Origin of the sequence: Celeribacter sp. SCSIO 80788, assembly GCF_051054295.1 — a bacterium.
GTDB lineage: Bacteria > Pseudomonadota > Alphaproteobacteria > Rhodobacterales > Rhodobacteraceae > Celeribacter.
Genome location: NZ_CP150482.1, coordinates 539,191 through 557,085 on the forward strand (window position 1 = coordinate 539,191; position 17,895 = coordinate 557,085).

Annotated in this window: 13 protein-coding genes and 1 tRNA gene; 12 read left to right on the forward strand and 2 right to left on the reverse strand. The window is 61.3% G+C overall.

Annotated features, from left to right (window positions below; all coding sequences use genetic code 11):
- The first annotated feature begins 78 nt into the window (after positions 1–78).
- From purQ to V1471_RS02955, 3 genes are all read left to right on the forward strand, one after another.
- Positions 79–747: a phosphoribosylformylglycinamidine synthase subunit PurQ gene (gene purQ / locus V1471_RS02945; protein ID WP_434286814.1), complete on the forward strand. Its 669-nt coding sequence runs from the start codon at positions 79–81 to the stop codon at positions 745–747.
- 222 nt (positions 748–969) lie between these two features.
- Positions 970–2,697: a sensor histidine kinase gene (locus V1471_RS02950; protein ID WP_434290851.1), complete on the forward strand. Its 1,728-nt coding sequence runs from the start codon at positions 970–972 to the stop codon at positions 2,695–2,697.
- Between the two features lie 54 nt (positions 2,698–2,751).
- Complete coding sequence (locus tag V1471_RS02955; RefSeq protein WP_434286815.1) at positions 2,752–4,086, forward strand: sigma-54-dependent transcriptional regulator; 1,335 nt, start codon at positions 2,752–2,754, stop codon at positions 4,084–4,086.
- A 73-nt stretch (positions 4,087–4,159) separates the two neighbouring features.
- On the opposite strand, the gene V1471_RS02960 is transcribed toward V1471_RS02955, so the two are convergent.
- Positions 4,160–4,708 (reverse strand): NADPH-dependent FMN reductase, encoded by a 549-nt coding sequence (locus V1471_RS02960; RefSeq protein ID WP_434286816.1) that lies wholly within the window; start codon positions 4,706–4,708, stop codon positions 4,160–4,162.
- Positions 4,709–5,396: 688 nt separating this feature from the next.
- Between V1471_RS02960 and V1471_RS02965 the strand changes: the two genes are divergently transcribed.
- The 8 genes from V1471_RS02965 (at position 5,397) to V1471_RS03000 (ending at position 16,502) form a co-directional block, all read left to right on the forward strand.
- Entirely contained in the window at positions 5,397–8,351 is a 2,955-nt protein-coding gene (locus V1471_RS02965; protein ID WP_434286817.1) for an Rne/Rng family ribonuclease, read from the forward strand.
- A 168-nt stretch (positions 8,352–8,519) separates the two neighbouring features.
- Positions 8,520–9,272 (forward strand): cytochrome c biogenesis CcdA family protein, encoded by a 753-nt coding sequence (locus V1471_RS02970; protein ID WP_434286818.1) that lies wholly within the window; start codon positions 8,520–8,522, stop codon positions 9,270–9,272.
- Between the two features lie 60 nt (positions 9,273–9,332).
- On the forward strand, positions 9,333–10,553 hold the full coding sequence (locus V1471_RS02975) for a hypothetical protein (RefSeq protein ID WP_434286819.1): 1,221 nt from the start codon (positions 9,333–9,335) through the stop codon (positions 10,551–10,553).
- The gene (locus tag V1471_RS02980) at positions 10,550–11,899 is read left to right on the forward strand and encodes a cytochrome P450 (protein WP_434286820.1); all 1,350 of its coding nucleotides are present in this window, start codon (positions 10,550–10,552) and stop codon (positions 11,897–11,899) included. The genes V1471_RS02975 and V1471_RS02980 overlap by 4 nt, the downstream gene beginning before the upstream one ends.
- Before the next feature lie 171 nt (positions 11,900–12,070).
- Positions 12,071–13,117: a cysteine synthase A gene (locus tag V1471_RS02985; protein ID WP_434286821.1), complete on the forward strand. Its 1,047-nt coding sequence runs from the start codon at positions 12,071–12,073 to the stop codon at positions 13,115–13,117.
- Positions 13,114–15,552, forward strand: a complete 2,439-nt coding sequence (locus V1471_RS02990; RefSeq protein ID WP_434286822.1) for a DUF3772 domain-containing protein — start codon at positions 13,114–13,116, stop codon at positions 15,550–15,552. Before V1471_RS02985 ends, V1471_RS02990 begins: the two co-directional genes overlap by 4 nt.
- Entirely contained in the window at positions 15,549–16,265 is a 717-nt protein-coding gene (locus V1471_RS02995; RefSeq protein WP_434286823.1) for an alanyl-tRNA editing protein, read from the forward strand. Before V1471_RS02990 ends, V1471_RS02995 begins: the two co-directional genes overlap by 4 nt.
- Positions 16,266–16,412: 147 nt before the next feature.
- A tRNA-Ser gene (locus V1471_RS03000) sits at positions 16,413–16,502 on the forward strand.
- A gap of 465 nt (positions 16,503–16,967) precedes the next feature.
- On the opposite strand, the gene V1471_RS03005 is transcribed toward V1471_RS03000, so the two are convergent.
- Positions 16,968–17,198: a hypothetical protein gene (locus V1471_RS03005; protein WP_434286824.1), complete on the reverse strand. Its 231-nt coding sequence runs from the start codon at positions 17,196–17,198 to the stop codon at positions 16,968–16,970.
- Between the two features lie 484 nt (positions 17,199–17,682).
- Here V1471_RS03005 and V1471_RS03010 point away from each other — a divergent pair, with 484 nt between their 5' ends.
- Entirely contained in the window at positions 17,683–17,895 is a 213-nt protein-coding gene (locus V1471_RS03010; protein WP_434286825.1) for a Flp family type IVb pilin, read from the forward strand.

The following is a 17,895-nucleotide window of genomic DNA, read 5'->3' on the forward strand; positions in this document are numbered from 1 at the left end:
AAGGCTTGATCCGAAGGCCGCCCCGGCGTATCAGGCGCCTAAACAGCCCTCCGCACAGCCCGAACAGGAGTTTCGCCGATGAAAGCCGCCGTTCTGCAATTCCCCGGATCCAACTGCGACCGCGACATGTATATGGCGCTGAAAAACGCAGGGGCCGATGTCACCATGGTCTGGCACAAGGATGCCGAGCTTCCGGCGGGTGTCGATGTGGTCGGTGTGCCGGGCGGGTTTTCCTATGGCGACTATCTGCGCTGCGGTGCGATTGCGGCCAACTCGCCGGTGGTGGCCTCGCTCAAGGCCCATGTCGAGCGCGGCGGCTATGCGTTCGGCATCTGCAACGGCTTTCAGGTTCTGACCGAAGCGCGGCTTCTGCCGGGGGCTTTGCTGCGCAACGCCGGGCTGAAATACATCTGCAAGACCGTGCCGCTGGCCGTCGAGACCACCGACAGCCCCTATACTTCGGCGTTTGCCCAAGGGCAGCATATCGGCATTCCGATCGCGCACCATGACGGCAATTTCACCGCCGACGAAGAGACGCTCGATATGCTCGAAGGCGAGGGCCGTGTGGCGTTCCGGTATCTCGACAACCCGAACGGCTCGAAACGCGACATCGCGGGCATTCTCTCGGAGAACCGCCGGGTGCTCGGCATGATGCCCCACCCGGAGCGCGCCGCCGAGGCCCAGCATGGCAATCAGGACGGCAAGCTGTTCTTTACCTCGCTGATGGAGGCTCTGGTTTCGGCCTGAGGTTCTGGCTGACCTGTTTCCGCCTAAACCCCTGCCGCACAGGCGGGAATTTGCTCAAATCGACGCAAACCCTGCGCATGCGGGGAGCGAGGCTGTGCGGCGGCCCCTTGCGGCGGGGCATGCGGCGGGCGTAATCTGGGCGGCATGAGCGAACGCGACATCATCGGGGGAAAACAGCGGGCTGAACGGAGTGCCGGACGGCGGTCCAGACGCGCGCGCACCATGGGCTGGGCCGGACGGCTGGCGCTTGTGGGGTTTGTTGCGGTGGCGACCGGGGTGATCTGGGTCAGCAATCTGCTTTTGACCGAACGCTACACCACGCTGACACGCAACCGCGCCGAGGTGCGTCAGGCGCTTTATGCCGGCAACCTGATGAGCGAGTTGCAGCGCAATTCCATCGTGCCGATCCTTTTGTCGCGGGACCCGATCCTTGTGGGGGCGCTGACCTCGCGGGATTTCTCGCAAACCTCGCAACATCTGATCGCCTATGTCGATGAGATCGGCGCGGCGGGGATCACATTGCTCGATGAAAGCGGGCGGGTGGTGGCGGCCACGGATCGCTCGCTTTTGAGCGCGAACAATCGCCAGTCGCCGTCTTTCATCGATGCGTTGCGCTCGAATGACACGATTTTCAAGACCACGGCGCTGGACAATAACGCCTATGAGTTCAGCTATTCGCGCCGGATCGACGTGAACGGTGCGCTGGCAGGGGTGATTGTGGTCAAGGTCGATCTCGCCAAGTTCGAAAAGACCTGGGCGGGGATTTCGGATGCGGTCATCGTGGTAAATTCCGAGGGCAATATCATCCTGTCTACGGAGCCGCGCTGGCGCTCGAAGTCGGAGACGGAGGCGCTTGCCGCCCGCGATGCGCCCACCGCCATCGAGCGCGCCTTTCAACTGACCACCGACTGGTCCCCGGACCCAAATGAGGCCTATCTGGGCGGCGAGGCGGTGATGCGTCTGGAAAGCCGCATTCCGTTTCGCGGTTGGCGGATGACGTCTTTCACCACCTATTCCTCGGTGCGCGATGCGGTGAACGGGGTTCTGGCGCTGGAAATCATGGGTTTTGCCATTCTGCTGGCGGGGGCGTTTTATCTGACCTCGCGCCGCGCCGTGTCGCGGGCCGGGCTTTTCCAACGCGAAAGCGCCGAGCTGCGCCAGTTGAACGCCGCGCTGCAACGCGAGATCGCCGAACGCAAACGCGCGGAGAAAAGTCTTGAGGTCGCCGAGCAGACGCTGGCGCAATCTTCGAAACTTGCGGTTCTGGGCGAGATGTCGGCGGCGGTCAGCCATGAGTTGAACCAACCTCTGGCGGCGATGAAAACCTATCTTGCGGGGGCGCGGCTTTTGATCAAGCGCAAGCGCTCCGAGGAGGCTTTGGCGTCCTTCGGGCGGATCGACGATCTGATCGAACGCATGGGCGCGATCACCAAACAGCTCAAATCCTATGCCCGCAAAGGCTCCGATCAGTTGCAGCCGATCGACCTGCGTGAGTGCGTGTCTTCGGCATTGTCGATGATGGAGCCGCAGTTCAAACAGGGCGCGGTGGAGATCATCCGAAGCCTGCCGCCGGAGCCGGTGGTGGTCGATGGCGACCGGGTGCGGTTGGAGCAGGTTCTGGTGAACCTGTTGCGCAACGCTTTCGACGCCTCGAAGAATTCGGACGAGCCGCAGATCGAGATCCTCGTGACCGGCGGTGTCGCAGGCGGCACTCAAGCAAGCGTGACCGTGCGTGACAACGGCACCGGGATCGAAGACCTCGACACTTTGTTCGAGCCTTTCTACACCACCAAGGCTCCGGGCGACGGGGTTGGCCTCGGGCTTGCGATCTCGTCCGGGATCGTCACCGAACTGGGCGGGCGGCTGATGGCGCGCAACCGTCCGGGGGGCGGTGCGGCTTTTGAAATGGTGCTGCCTCTGTCGGAAGAGGCGAAACACGCGGCGGAATGATCCCGTCCACACGTTCAAGGTCCGATAAGGGCCGGAAGAAGAAGGGAAGAGACCATGGCGACGGCAATGAAAATCGCGATTGTCGATGACGAACAGGACATGCGGCAGTCGATCAGCCAATGGCTGGCGCTTTCGGGGTTCGACACCGAAACCTTTGCGAGTGCCGAGGACGCGGTCAAATCGCTGGGCGCGGATTATCCGGGCGTGGTGATCACCGACATCAAGATGCCGGGGATGGACGGGATGCAGTTTCTGAAAAAACTGATGAGCGTCGACAGCGGGTTGCCCGTGATCATGATCACCGGCCACGGCGATGTGCCGATGGCGGTGGAGGCGATGCGGATCGGCGCGTTCGATTTCCTCGAAAAACCGTTCAACCCGGACCGGATGACCGAACTGGCGAAGAAAGCCACCAATGCGCGCCGTCTGACGCTCGACAACCGGATGCTGCGCCGCGAATTGTCGGACGGCACCGGGATCATGAACAAGCTGATCGGGGCAAGCCCGGTGATGGAGCGTCTGCGCGAGGACATTCTCGATCTGGGGCAGGCCGACGGGCATGTTTTGATCGACGGCGAGACGGGGACCGGAAAAACGCTTGTGGCGCATGCGCTTCATGCCGTGGGCACGCGGGCCTCGAAGAAATTCATCACCTTCGCCTGCGCGGGGCGCGATGAGGCGGACCTGACCAAGCGGCTGTTCGGGCCGGACCCGGACGGGCAGATTCAGCCGCTCATCGAGGAGGCGCGGGGTGGCACGCTTGTGCTCGAAGATGTCGAGGCGATGCCGATGCCGCTTCAGGCGCGGTTGTTGAAATGGATGGACGAGCAGGGCACGCCGCCGGAGACCCGCGTCATTGCGATCTGCAACCTTCAGGAACAGGGGCGGACCTGCGAGTCTGCGCTGCGCCCGGATCTCTATTTCCGGCTTGCGGCGATGAAGATCACCACGCCGCCGCTCAGACAGCGGGGCGAGGACATCCTGTTGCTCTTTACCCAATTGTCTCAACAATTTGCCGAGGAATACGGCTGCGACGCGCCGGAGGTCTCGGCGCAGGAGGCAGCGCAACTGTTGCAAGCACCCTGGCCGGGCAATATTCGCCAGTTGATCAATGTGGCGGAGCGCTCCGTGCTGCAAAGCCGCCGTGGGTCCGGCTCGATCACCTCGCTTCTCCTGTCGGAAAGCGACGCACCGGAGCAGCAGACGATGACGACTGAGGGCAAGCCCTTGAAAGAGTACGTCGAAGCGTTTGAACGCATGCTGATCGACAATACGATGCGGCGGCACAAAGGGTCGATCGTGGCGGTGATGGACGAGCTTTGCCTGCCGCGCCGGACGCTGAACGAGAAGATGGCCAAATACGGTTTGCAGCGCTCGGATTACCTGTAATTCACACGCATGAAACGAAAAAAGGCGCTCCATGACGGAGCGCCTTTTCCACATCCGAGGCCGGGGGAGTGCCTCAGATGTGATCCGCGACCCATTTCGCATAGGCCTCCATCCAGGATTTCAGGAAAGCCTCGGTGCCTTCGGTGACGATGTTGCCGTCTTCGTCGAACAGGTTCCACAGGTTGCCGATATAGGCTTCGGGCTGCTGCATGGTGGGCATGTTCAGGAACACCAGCGGCTGACGCAGGTGGTGGTTGGCGCCGAAGCCGCCGAGGCCGGAGGGGCTTGCGGTGACGATCCCGGCCGGTTTGCCGCCCCAGACGCTGGCACCATAGGGGCGCGAGCCGACGTCGAGCGCGTTCTTGATCGCGGCAGGAACCGAGCGGTTGTATTCCGGCGTCACGAACAAAACGCCATCAACGGCCTTGATGTCGTTGCGGAACCGTGTCCAGGCCGCGGGCGGGGTGTCGGTGTCCAGATCTTCGTTGAAGAACGGCAGGTCGCCGATCTGCACGAAATCGAACGCCATGTCAGCGGGGGCGAGTTTGGTAAGGGCTTTGGCGAGTTTCAGGGTCTGGGAGTCCTTGCGGAGCGAGCCGACCAGAAGAGCGATACGGGTCATGATATGTCCTTTCGGGATGCGCGGGGTTCTGCGCTTTTTTGCTAATTTCTGTAGTTTAAATATATCTTCTGATTGAAAATGAACATAGTGACTTGTGTGCAGCGCGGCACTCAGTCTCTGTTCTCTTGCACAAGGCAGGGCATGGTGGCGCGGCGTGAAGGCGAAGATGCGCAAGAGAGTGTTAACCATTATGCCGTTAATTTGAGGCGAATCCGCCGGAAAGCCCGCCACCAGAGGCGAAAATGGCGTTTCGATGAATTTGCGTGTTGTCTAAAGGCAGATGCATCACTACTGATATAAGAACGCAGGTCCGTCGGGCGCTTGGCCGTCCCGGAAACCGCGTAAGACAGATTCGCTGCATGCGTGTGTTGGAACTCAGGGCCATTCCCGAGGCTTCCCCGCAGAGCAGACCGATACCGTCGGAGGCATGACAAAACCCCCGGCACGAACCGCCCGAAGCCTTATAGACAAGGTCAGAGGGATTTGAACGGGCGCCGAGGGGCAGATGCCTCGCTAAGCGCCGGAGAAGAACCGCGATGCAACGCGCAGAGGCAAGATCAGAGCACAGAGCGGGCGCCAGCGCCCCCGCCGTCTTGCCCGCACTGCACGCCCCAAAATATCACCCGGATCAACGCGTCATCTTCGGACACGGAGGTGCGCCCGTTTCGGGTGCCGGAAGACAGATTCAATGGCAAAGAAAATGCTCATCGACGCCACCCACGCGGAGGAAACCCGCGTTGTGGTGGTCGACGGAAACAAGGTCGAGGAATTCGACTTTGAATCGGAAAACAAACGCCAGCTCGCTGGCAACATCTATCTCGCAAAGGTAACCCGCGTCGAGCCGTCCTTGCAGGCGGCGTTCGTGGATTACGGCGGAAACCGTCATGGGTTCCTCGCCTTCTCCGAGATTCACCCGGATTATTACCAGATCCCGCTGGCCGACCGTGAGGCGCTGCTGGCTGAGGAACTGGAATATGCCAAGGCTCAGGAAGAGGAAGAGGAAAAGCCGAAGCGCTCGCGTCGCTCGCGGTCCCGGTCCCGTTCCAAGACCCGTGCCGAGGAGGTCAAATCCGCGGATGCGATCGAAACCCGTGAGGTTTCGCTCGACGAGGCCGATCAGGACGGCGCCTCTGTGGCAGGTATGGATGTGATCGAACCGGAGGCCTCCGAGGCCGACGCGATGATCACGGATGCGGCCGTGGTCGAGGACACCGGTTCTGAAGAGAACGGTTCTGAGGACAGGGGCTCTGTCGAAGAGGGCACGTCGCCTGCGTTCACCGTGCATGACACGCCGGTCGAAGAGCCGGAAGAGGTTGAGGCGGAAACCGTCGCGGAAGAGGTTGTTTCCGAGGATGGAATTTCTGAAGACGAAACCTCTGAGGATGACGCGCCCGAGAGCGACGACGAAGACGACGAAGAAGAAGACGATGCGGAGGCCGCAGAGGCCGATGACGGCATCGAAAGCGTTGCCGACGACGACACCACCGAAGAGATCCGCCCGCGCCGCAAACCGCGTCCGCGCAAATACAAGATCCAGGAAGTCGTCAAAGTGCGCCAGATCATGCTGGTGCAGGTCGTCAAGGAAGAGCGCGGCAACAAGGGCGCGGCGCTCACCACCTACCTGTCGCTGGCCGGTCGCTATTGCGTGCTGATGCCGAACACCGCGCGTGGCGGTGGCATTTCCCGCAAGATCACGAATGCCGCAGACCGTAAGAAACTCAAAGAGATCGCAGGCGAACTTGAAGTGCCGCAGGGCGCCGGTCTGATCATCCGCACGGCGGGCGCACAGCGCACCAAAACGGAGATCAAACGCGATTACGACTACCTCAAACGCATGTGGGAACAGATCCGCGAGCTGACGCTGAAATCGGTGGCGCCCGCGAAGATCTACGAAGAGGGCGACCTGATCAAACGGTCGATCCGCGATCTCTATTCGAAGGACATCGACGAGGTGATCGTCGAGGGCGATGGCGGCTATCGCGAGGCCAAGGACTTCATGAAAATGATCATGCCGTCCCACGCCAAGAACGTGAAACATTATGGCGAGAGCCTGCCGCTGTTTGCGCGCTATCAGGTGGAAAGCTACCTCGCCGGGATGTTCAACCCGGTGGTGCAGCTCAAATCCGGCGGCTATATCGTGATCGACGTGACCGAGGCCTTGGTCGCCGTGGACGTCAACTCGGGCCGGGCCACGAAAGAGGGCTCGATCGAGGAAACCGCGCTCAAGACCAACCTTGAGGCCGCCGAAGAGGTGGCGCGTCAGGCACGTCTGCGCGACTTGGCCGGTCTGATCGTCATCGACTTCATCGACATGGAAGAGCGCCGCAACAACACGGCGGTCGAGAAGCGTCTGAAAGACAAACTCAAAACCGACCGCGCGCGCATTCAGGTGGGCCGCATCTCGGGCTTTGGCCTGTTGGAAATGTCGCGTCAGCGCCTGCGTCCGGGGATGTTGGAGGCCACGACCCAGCCGTGCCCGCATTGTCACGGCACCGGTTTGATCCGTTCCGACGACAACATGGCGCTCACGATCCTGCGTCAGATCGAAGAAGAGGGGACGCGCAAACGCTCCCGTGAGGTTCTGCTCAAGGCACCGGTCGGGATCGTAAACTACCTGATGAACATGAAGCGTGAAAAGATCGCCCAGATCGAGACGCGCTATGGCATGGCGGTGCGGATCGAAGCCGATCCGTTCCTGATCTCGCCGGATTTCTCCATGGAGCGGTTCAAGACGGCAACCCGCGTGGTGCCCGAAGTGGTCGCCCCCGTGATCTCCGCCTCTGCCGATCTGATGGCGGATTACGACGAGGAGATCGAGGACGAGGATCTGGTGGAAGACGAGGCCGAGGCTACGGAAACCGCTTCGGAAACCGTGTCCGAAGAGGTTTCGGAAGAGAGCAACGGGGACGATCAGAAGCCGAAGAAACGCCGTCGCCGTCGTCGTCGTCGCAAGAAAACCGATACGGTCGACGGGCAGGAGACCGGGTCCGAGGACGGCTCTGAGGAGAGCGCCGATGACGCCGCCGAGGAAGACGACAGCGCCGAGGGCGAAGCGGATGTGACGGCCGATGCGGTGAGTGAGGAAGCTGCTCCGGTTGAGGCCGAGGCTAAGCCGAAGCCGCGTCGCAAGCGTCGGACCAAGGCTGAGATCGAGGCGGAAAAAGCCGCGAAAGCTGCCGAAGGCGAAGCGGCTGGGGAGGCTACTGGCGACGTGGAAGCTGCGCCGGTTGACGCGGACGCCAAGCCGAAACCGAAGCGCAAACGCCGGACCAAAGCGGAGATCGAAGCCGAAAAGGCTGCGAAAGCCGCTGAGGCTGTGGCTGCCGAAGCGCCGGTTGAGGTTGCGGCAGAAGTTGTGACGGAGGCTCCGGTGGAAGCTCCTGTCGAGGCCGTGGCAGAACCGGAAGCGCCGGTTGCCGAGCAGATCGTCGAGCCTGTCGCCGAAGCGCCCGCAGATTCTGTGTCGGTTGCAGAGGAACCGGTCGCAGAGCCGGTGATCGCTGAGCCTGTTGCAGAGGAACTGCCGGTGGAGCCGGTTGCCGAAGAGGCAACGCCCGAGCCGGAAATGGCAGAGGCGGGTGAGCCGGAAGCCGCGCCCGAGGCGGATGACAAGCCGAAGCGCCGGGGCTGGTGGAGCCGCTGAGCGTCCCGAAAAGACTGAAAAAAACGGCCGGGTCTGTCCCGGCCGTTTTTCATTTTGTTGTCGCTTTGGGAACCGTGTGAGCCACTGAAACATCCCCCAACGGGAATGTGAGGCGCTGCGACACAGGAGGCGCTAGGCGGGGCGGCGGTTTTCTGGCATGAGGCTCACATGTTCGGAATTGATCTTTTTGACGCAACGCTCCTGCCTTCGATGCTCGTGGCCCTCGCCGCGGGCATGGTGTCGTTTCTGAGCCCCTGCGTTCTGCCCATCGTGCCGCCTTATCTCGCCTATATGTCCGGGATTTCCATGAATGAGCTCACGGGCGGCGGCAAAGGCTCGCGCAAGGCGATCCTGCCCGCGCTGATGTTCGTTCTGGGCCTCTCGACGGTGTTCCTGTTCATGGGCTTCACAGCCTCGGCATTTGGGATGTTTTTCCTGAAAAATCAGGTGCTTTTCTCCCGTATCTCCGGTGTTGTGATCATCATTCTGGGCCTGCATTTCCTGTCGGTGTTCCGCATTTCCATCCTTGACCGCGAGGCACGGCTGGATGCGGGCGACAAGGGCGGCACGGCATTCGGGGCCTATATCCTCGGGCTGGCATTTGCTTTCGGCTGGACGCCCTGCATCGGGCCGCAGCTGGGCGCGATCCTCTCCATGGCCGCCTCCGAAGGCTCGGTGTCGCGCGGTACGACCCTGCTTGCGACCTATGCCATCGGGCTTGGCCTGCCGTTCCTCCTGTCGGCGATTTTCATCACCCGCGCGGTCGGTGTGATGAACCGCCTGAAACGCCATATGGGGCTGATCGAGAAGATCATGGGCGGGCTGTTGCTGCTCGTGGGTCTGCTGATGGTCACGGGGGCGTTTTCGCGCCTGTCCTATTGGCTTTTGGAAACCTTCCCGGCGCTGAGCCAATTGGGTTAATAGGGCTTAATTTCGCCCAAAACCCGCGCTAGGTTATCGGAAACGTTGAAGGTTTTCGGTATGAGCGAGCAGGGCAAAGAGGTGACGCGGCGCCGGGTGTTCTACATCCCGGGCTACGATCCGATTCCGCCGCGCCGCTACCGTGAGCTTTACCGCAAGGAAGGTGCTGCGCAGGCGGAGATTTCGGGCTATGCCCTGAGCCTCGCTCCGAAAAAGGGTCGCAATTTCGGCTGGTCCGTGGCGGGTGAAATCGAGGGCGCGCAGACCCACAGCGACATCGACGTGCTGGTCTGGTCCGACATCGTGCAGCAGAGCATGGAGGCGGGGATTTTCCGCACCTATCTGATCCTCGCGCGCACCGCATGGACCTATATTTCCACCGGCGCTCTGTTCCGGCTGATGAAGCTACGTCGCGGGCCGGTGATTGCCGCGCTCTATCCGATCGGCGTGCTTTTGGCGCAGCTTTTGATCGCGATCCTGGTGCTTGCGCTGGTCACATGGATCGGCAGCTTGTTGGGAAGCGCTTGGGTTGGGTTGGTGCCCGGCCTCCTCGTGGCCTACCTGCTGCTGCGCTGGTTCAAGGCGCGGGACGGCAAGATTTTCGCCTATTACCTGATGCATGACTACGGGTTTTCGGCGCGTTGGCGCGGTGCCGATCCGCCCGCGTTGCGTGCGCGGATGGAGGAATTTCGGTCCGAGATCGCAGAGGCTCTGCGCGAGGAGTGGGACGAGGTTCTGGTGGTCGGTCACAGCTCCGGCGCGCATCTCGGCATCCAAATTCTGGCCGATCTGATCCGCAGAGGCGAAGTGCCGGAGCGAGGTCCGGTGCTGTCCTTCCTCAGCCTCGGCCATGTCGTCCCGATGGTCTCCTACCTGCCGGAGGCCAAGGTGCTGCGCCGCGATCTGGCCTATCTGTCGACCCGCGATGAGCTGTTCTGGCTCGATGTGACCGCGCCCGGCGATCCGTGTTCTTTCGCGCTTTGCGATCCGATCAAAGTCTCTGGCGTCGCGCCCGCGGATCAGAAATGGCCCCTCGTGATCTCGGCTGCCTTCACCCAGACGCTCAGCCCCGAAAAACAGGCCAGCCTGAAACGCCGCTTTTTCCGCCTGCATTTTCAGTATCTTTGCGCCTTCGACCGCCCTGCGGAGTATGACTATTTCAAGATCACGGCGGGCGGCGAGACATTGGCAGCGCGCTTTGCCGGGGCCGTGCCAAGCCCCTCGCGGATCGACACACCGGCCAATCGGTTCACGGAGATGGCAGAGGAGGGAAAGCTGTGATCCCGCCGAAACCAACGCCGCGCCCCGAGAAAACCAGCCTGCGCAATTACGTCAAACTCTTCCGCAAAGACCTCCTGTCGGCGCAACCGGCCAAGCTTTATCGGGCGTGGATGGCGGAATATAAGACGCCGTTTTTCCGCAGTTTTCTGGTCAACCAGCCGTCTTTGGTCAAACGTGTGCTCAATGAGGCGCCGATGGAGTTTCCGAAATCCGGGCGCGTGGCGGAGGGGCTTCGGCCGCTTCTGGGCAATTCCGTGTTCCTCACCAATGGCGACACATGGCTGAAACAACGCCGCATCATCGACCCGGCTTTTGAAGGCGGGCGGCTGAAGGACACGTTTCCGGCAATGCTCGGGGCAGGGCAGGCGATGGTGGCGCGGCTCAAAACCCAGCAAGGTGCCTTCGACATCGAACCCCTCGCCTCGGAGGGCGCGGCGGATGTGATTTTCCGCACGCTGTTCTCGATCCCGATCACGCATGAGGCGGCGGCGAAGGTGTTCGACGAGTTCCAAGGCTATCAACGCGCCCAGCCTATTCTCAACATCGCCGCCTTTATCCCGCTGCCGAATTGGCTGCCCCGGTTTCATCGCAAGAAAACCCGCGAGGGCGCGAAAGCGATCCGCAAGCTGATCACCGATCTGACCTCGGCACGCATGGCGGAGATCAACGCGGGCACGGCCCCCGACGATCTGGCGACCAAGATTATGACCACCGCGGACCCGGTCACCGGAGATCGGTTCGACACGGAAGAGATGGTCGATCAGGTGGCGATCTTTTTCCTCGCCGGGCATGAAACCTCGGCCACGGCGCTTGGCTGGGCGCTTTGGCTTTTGGCCGCAAACCCCGAGATTCAGGCCCGCGCGGCGGAGGAGGCGTTGTGTCTGCCCGACGCGCCGACCTTCTCCGATCTGTCGAAACTCCGCTTCATCAAGGATGTGTTCCGCGAGACCCTGCGGCTTTATCCGCCGGTGCCGATGATGGTGCGCGAGGCAAAATGCCCGGTGCGGTTTCGCGAACGCGACGTGCCGAAAGGCGCGCAGATTGTGCTCTCGCCCTGGCATCTCGGGCGGCACGAGATTTTCTGGGACAGCCCCGACGCCTTCGACCCGGACCGGTTCAAAACCGAGAATGGCAAGGCCTGCCTGCGCGATGCTTTCATTCCGTTTTCCTCCGGGCCGCGCGTCTGTACCGGCGCCGGGTTCGCCATGGTCGAGGGGCCGCTGTTTCTCGCGCTCATCTTGCGCGCCTTTCGGATCGAAACCGTGGCTGGGAAAACGCCCGTGCCCGTCGCCCATCTGACCGTGCGCTCGCAGGACGGCATCTGGCTGAGACTCACGCCGCGCTGATCGGGCTTTCTGATGGCGAAAATACTCATTCTCCCGTCTGACCAATGGAAACACCTGTTCCGACATGATGCGAAAAAGCGGAACGCCCTCCCTCTCTCTTTGCGGCTCTCTTGAGTTCGGGGGATGTGCGTCCTAAACATTCAGAGACTGCGAGATTTAAAGGATATAGCTATGTCTGCTCCTTCGGCCCTGAAACGCGATATGATCGACAGCATCGGCAACACGCCCCTCATCCGGCTGAAAGGCCCGTCGGAGGCGACCGGCTGCGAGATTTACGGCAAGGCGGAGTTCATGAACCCCGGCCAGTCGGTCAAGGACCGCGCGGCCCTGTTCATCATTCAGGACGCTTTGAAGAGCGGCGCGCTGAAACCCGGCGGCACGATCGTCGAGGGCACGGCGGGCAATACCGGCATCGGTCTGGCGCTCGTCGGCTCGGCTCTGGGCTTTCGCACCGTGATCGTGATCCCCGAGACGCAGTCGCAGGAAAAGAAAGACATGATCCGTCTCGCGGGCGCGGAGCTGGTTCAGGTCCCCGCAGCTCCCTATTCCAATCCGAACAATTACGTCCGGTATTCCGAACGTTTGGCCGCTAAACTTGCACAAACCGAACCGAACGGCGTGATCTGGGCCAATCAGTTCGACAATACGGCGAACCGTCAGGCGCATATCGAAACCACCGGGCCGGAGATCTGGGAACAGACCGGCGGCAAGGTCGACGGCTTCATCTGCTCGGTCGGCTCCGGTGGCACATTCGCGGGCACCGGCATGGCGCTTCAGCCCAAGGGCGTGAAAATCGGCCTCGCCGATCCGATGGGCGCGGCGCTCTACAGCTACTACACCACGGGCGAGCTGAAATCGTCCGGTGGCTCGATCACCGAAGGCATCGGGCAGGGGCGGATCACCGCCAATCTCGAAGGTTTCACCCCGGATTTCGCCTATCAGATCCCCGACGAGGAAGCGCTTCCGGTGGTGTTCGATCTTCTGGAGCACGAAGGCCTCTGCGTCGGCGGCTCGTCCGGCATCAACGTTGCGGGCGCGATGCGCATGGCGCGCGACATGGGGCCGGGGCACACCATCGTCACCGTGCTCTGCGACTACGGCACGCGCTATCAGTCCAAGCTTTTCAACCCCGAGTTCCTCAAGGAAAAACAACTTCCTGTGCCCGAATGGCTAGACCGTGGACCGCGCGTTCTGCCTGACGTATATGAAGGGGTATGATCGCACAGTTTCTGACCCGTCTTCTCCTGATCCTCTGTCTCGCGCTGCCGCTTGGAGCCAGCGCGCAGGACAGTTCGTCGCCGGATTACACCAAATGGGACAAGGCCGCGAGCGCGGCCGAAACCAAAATCGGGGATGGCGATACGAGCAGCGCCGATCTTGAGCAATTGCGCGACGATCTGGTGATCTGGCGCGAAAGCTTTCTGGCGGCGGAGGACTCCAACGGCACCCGGATCGACACGCTCAAGGCCCAGATCGAGGCCCTGGGCGCGGCGCCTGCCGAGGGGGAAACCGAAAGCGCGGAGATCGCCCAGCGGCGCAAGGAACTGAACAAGCAACTCGAAGCGGCGCAAGCGCCGGTGAAAACCGCCGAGGAGGCCTATACCCGGGCCAACGGGCTGATTTCCGAGATCGATCAGGTGCTGACCGAGCGGCAGGCCGATGTGCTGATGCAGCGCGCGCAGAGCCCGCTCAACCCGACGCTTTGGCCGACGGCGGTGAAGGCGCTGGGGCAATCCGCGGTGACGGCCTGGACCACGGTGTCGGAGGCGGCCCGCTCGGAGAGCGGTCAGCAGACCCTTCGCAGCAATACGGCGCCCATCGTCTTTTACCTTGTGATCGCGCTGGTGCTGGTGGCGCGGGGGCGGTTGTGGTCGGAACGGCTGACCGATTGGGTGCGCAAACGCGTCTCGGGTGATGCGGGCAAGGGCGTCACCGGATTTCTCGCCTCGATCGGTCAGATCGTCGTGCCGCTCGCCGGCCTGATCGCGATCACGCTTGCCGCGGGGGCGTCCGGGCTTCTGGGGCCGCGTGGCATCATCGTGTTCGGCTCCATTCCGCAAATCGGTCTGGCCTATTTCTTCTGGCGCTGGATCGCCGGACGGCTGTTCTATCCGACGGGGGCGGGGGAGCCGATTCTCGATCTCGGTGTAGTGCGGCGCGCCGAGGCGACGACCATGGGGACGCTCGCGGGCATCATGGCGGTGCTCAACGATGCGCTCATCCAGCTTGCCGATATAGACGATTACAGCGAATCGACGCTGGCGGTTCTGACCTTTCCGCTGGTCGCGATCGCCTGTCTGGCGCTTATCCGGCTGGCCCGTATCCTGACCCCGGGCGATGCGCGCAGTGAGGAGGACAAGAGTGAGGCGGAGACGGAGCACGGCTTTGCCCAGCTCATCCTGCGGATCATCGCGCGGGTGGTGTTTCTGGCCGCAGTCGTGGCGCTGTTGCTGGCGGCGGCAGGGTATATGAATGCGAGCAAGGGGATTGTGTTTCCGCTGTTGCGCTCCATCGGTCTTCTGGGCTTTGTCGCGATCCTCTCGCGTCTGGGCTACGATCTTTATGCGCTTGTGACCCGTCAGCCGAACGGTGCGAAGGACGCGCTTGTGCCGGTGCTTTTGTCCTTCCTGATCGTGCTCGCCTCATTGCCGATCTTCGCGCTTCTTTGGGGAATGCGGGAGGATCAGCTCTGGGAGTTTTGGGCGCGGTTGCGCGAGGGGATCAGCTTCGGCGGCGTGACCATCTCGCCGACCAATTTCATCACCCTTGTGGTGGTCTTCGTGATCGGCATGGGGTTGACGCGGCTGTTGAAAACGGCGCTCACCACGGCGGTTTTGCCGAAGACGAAAATCGACAAGGGCGGCCAGAACGCGATTGTCTCGGGCGCGGGCTATATCGGTGTGGTGCTCTCGGCCATCATGGCGATCGTTGCCGCCGGGATCGATCTCTCGGCTCTGGCGATTGTCGCAGGCGCCCTGTCGGTCGGGATCGGTTTCGGCCTTCAGAACATCGTGCAGAACTTTGTCTCCGGCATCATCCTTTTGATCGAGCGGCCCATCTCTGAGGGCGACTGGATCGACCTCGGCAATGGCTCGATGGGGATCGTCAAGGACATTTCCGTGCGCTCGACGCGGGTTGAGACCTTTGACAAGACCGACCTGATCGTGCCCAACGCCGATCTGATTTCCAATCAGGTGACGAACTACACGCGCGGCAACCAGATCGGGCGGGTCATCATCCCGGTGGGCGTTGCCTATGGCACGGACACGCGCAGGGTGGCGGCCATTTTGCAGGAAATCATCGAAGACCAGCCGATGGTGACGGTCAATCCCAAGCCGCAGGTGTTGTTTCTGAATTTCGGGGCCGATGCGCTCGAATTCGAGATCCGGGCGATCCTGCGGGATGTCACCTATATGATGGTGGTGAAAAACGACGTCAACCATGCGATTGCCAAGCGGTTCGGCGAGGAGGGGATCGAGATTCCCTTTGCCCAACGCGACATCTGGCTGCGCAACCCGGAGGCGTTGCAAGTGGCGCGCAACCCGGCAGAGGCAGAGGCGGCGCCGGTCGTGGTGCCGGAAACTGCGCTGCTCGAACCGACGGATCTGGAACCCGATGAGGGGGACGGGGAAGGTGACGGGGAGACCGCATGACGGAGCCTTTGTTTTGCAAGGACGCCTATCTTCAGGAGAGTTACGGCACGGTGACGGGCCATACGCCCGAGGGGGGCGTGATTCTCGACCGGACCATCTTTTACGCCACAGGCGGCGGCCAGCCCGGCGACAGTGGCTGGCTCGACTGGGCGGGCAGGACTTTGCCGATTGCGACGGCGATCAAAGGCGAAGGGGCGGAGATCATTCTTGTGCCCTCTGAACCCGCTGCGCTGCCACCGATTGGCGCGGACGTGACACAGCGGCTCGACTGGATGCGCCGCCACCGGCACATGCGGGTTCATACGGCGCTGCATCTTCTGTCCGTGGTGATCCCTCTGCCGGTCACGGGCGGCTCCATCGGATCGGACAAAGGCCGTCTGGATTTCAAGATGGACGAACCGCCCGCCGACAAACAGGCGCTGGAAGAGGCGCTCAACGCGCTGATTGAGCGCGATCTGGTGGTCTCGGACGACTGGATCAGCGACGCGCAATTGCTGGCCAACCCGACGATCGTCAAGACCATGTCGGTGATGCCACCGACCGGGCAGGGCCGGGTGCGGCTTGTCAGGATCGGGCAGGGGGCGGATCAGGTCGATCTGCAACCCTGCGGCGGCACGCATGTGGCGCGCACCTCGGAAATCGGGCGCATCCGGTTCGGCAAGATCGAGAAAAAGGGCCGGGACAACCGGCGTGTGACGATTCTGCTCGACTGAACGGCGGCCTGAGCGGAGGTTGCTGCGCGGTTTTTCCTTTCGCTGAGCCAAGGAAAAAAGGCCTTCCGATCCGCACGTCAAAAAACATTCATTTTCTGTCATTCCGGGGGTTGCATCCCCCTTAGCACCTCCACTATAGACGGCCTCGGACAGGTGGCCGAGTGGTCGAAGGCGCACGCCTGGAAAGTGTGTAGGCGGGGAACCGTCTCGAGGGTTCGAATCCCTTCCTGTCCGCCACCCACCTCTTAGAAAGCGTTTTCCCGATCCGGCTGTGGCCGGTTTTTTCGATGTTTTCGCCGGGGATGCGTGGGGAATGACGGAAGAACTTACAGGAACAGCGAAGAGCCGCGATGCCCTGTCCGCGAACGACAGATCTGCATGACTTTACGGCTCTGAAAGCGTCCTGTTGTAATATTCTCTCTCATACAGGCATAGGATAGCACGGACACCCCGTGTCGGACTTGGCGCCGTGTCCCCTGAACCATTGCGGATGTAAGGTGTGGCCTCATTGGGGAAGGCGGTTTCGTCTGACTTCAAAGCGGCATTCCGGCAGGATGGAAGGGCGTTTCGGAGCTTGATCAGGACGGTCTTGGGGCGATTTCCTCATTGAGGATCGAAGAATGGCACGCTGTTAATGGCACGTTGTGCTGAGCCGGTCAGGCTGCTTGGCGATTGGGTGAAGCCGGGCTTGCAGGGGGGGGGCTATTCCGACAGGTCCAACTCTTCGTTGATGGCGTCGAGCGTGTCGATGCGCTGGCTGACGGCATCGGGGTTCTGGCCCAGATAGGACAGGGCGAGCAGGCGCAACATGGAGATCATCGTCGCGTGCGTTGGCAGGATGCCGTAGCTTGCGATGTGGCAGGGCAGCACGAAATCCGAGAACCTCTGCGCCTGAGCGGCATAGGCGTGATCCGTGATCGTGATGACCCGCACGTGCCACACTTGCGCGAACGGAGTTGCTCAAAGGCTTTGTCTCATCTTCACGCCCCGGTGGTCGCGATGAGCCAGACCCCTTCTCGTGTCAAATCGCCCGATACTCTCCCATTGGCGCTGGCGTCAGGCAATCCATTCGGGTCCTCTAGAATCATCCCGGGTCTGAGAAAAATTGCTGTGCTGTTATCTGGGAGGTGCTGGATAGGCCCTGCGGATATGCGCAATGTGGGTGAGAAGTTGTAGTACATAAGATTTCAATTTAAATACTAAAGTATATTTAATACATCTCAAGTGATGTAATAATCTTGCAATATTATATACTTACAGCAATTTTTAATTCCTTTTCGTATTGTCTATTTGTCAATATTTCTTCTCTAAAGGATGTATCGCAATGTCGTCTCTGGTTTGGATAGTACGTTTTGCGTTTTGGCTGACTTCATATGGATGAGGTTGGTCAGGGAACCAACTTTTGGAGAAATGCACCATGAAATTCATTCGGCAGTCTAAAACCCTGATGCGGCGTTTCGCGCGTGAAGAAGATGGCGCGACGGCCATCGAATACGGTCTCTTCGCGGCTCTGATCGCGGCTGTGATCGTTGTCGCCGTCAGCAATCTGGGGAAAAACGTCAATTCCGGTTTCACCAAGGTCAACACGACTTTGTGCGCTACCGATAGCACCTTGGACGGCTGTTCCTAA

What these genes read in the sequence shown, in the direction of transcription:
- purQ (WP_434286814.1), top strand. Translation starts at nt 79, where the DNA reads ATGAAAGCCGCCGTTCTGCAATTCCCCGGATCCAACTGCGACCGCGAC.
- V1471_RS02950 (WP_434290851.1), top strand. Translation starts at nt 970, where the DNA reads ATGGGCTGGGCCGGACGGCTGGCGCTTGTGGGGTTTGTTGCGGTGGCG.
- V1471_RS02955 (WP_434286815.1), top strand. Translation starts at nt 2,752, where the DNA reads ATGGCGACGGCAATGAAAATCGCGATTGTCGATGACGAACAGGACATG.
- V1471_RS02960 (WP_434286816.1), bottom strand. Translation starts at nt 4,708, where the DNA reads ATGACCCGTATCGCTCTTCTGGTCGGCTCGCTCCGCAAGGACTCCCAG.
- V1471_RS02965 (WP_434286817.1), top strand. Translation starts at nt 5,397, where the DNA reads ATGGCAAAGAAAATGCTCATCGACGCCACCCACGCGGAGGAAACCCGC.
- V1471_RS02970 (WP_434286818.1), top strand. Translation starts at nt 8,520, where the DNA reads ATGTTCGGAATTGATCTTTTTGACGCAACGCTCCTGCCTTCGATGCTC.
- V1471_RS02975 (WP_434286819.1), top strand. Translation starts at nt 9,333, where the DNA reads ATGAGCGAGCAGGGCAAAGAGGTGACGCGGCGCCGGGTGTTCTACATC.
- V1471_RS02985 (WP_434286821.1), top strand. Translation starts at nt 12,071, where the DNA reads ATGTCTGCTCCTTCGGCCCTGAAACGCGATATGATCGACAGCATCGGC.
- V1471_RS02990 (WP_434286822.1), top strand. Translation starts at nt 13,114, where the DNA reads ATGATCGCACAGTTTCTGACCCGTCTTCTCCTGATCCTCTGTCTCGCG.
- V1471_RS02995 (WP_434286823.1), top strand. Translation starts at nt 15,549, where the DNA reads ATGACGGAGCCTTTGTTTTGCAAGGACGCCTATCTTCAGGAGAGTTAC.
- V1471_RS03010 (WP_434286825.1), top strand. Translation starts at nt 17,683, where the DNA reads ATGAAATTCATTCGGCAGTCTAAAACCCTGATGCGGCGTTTCGCGCGT.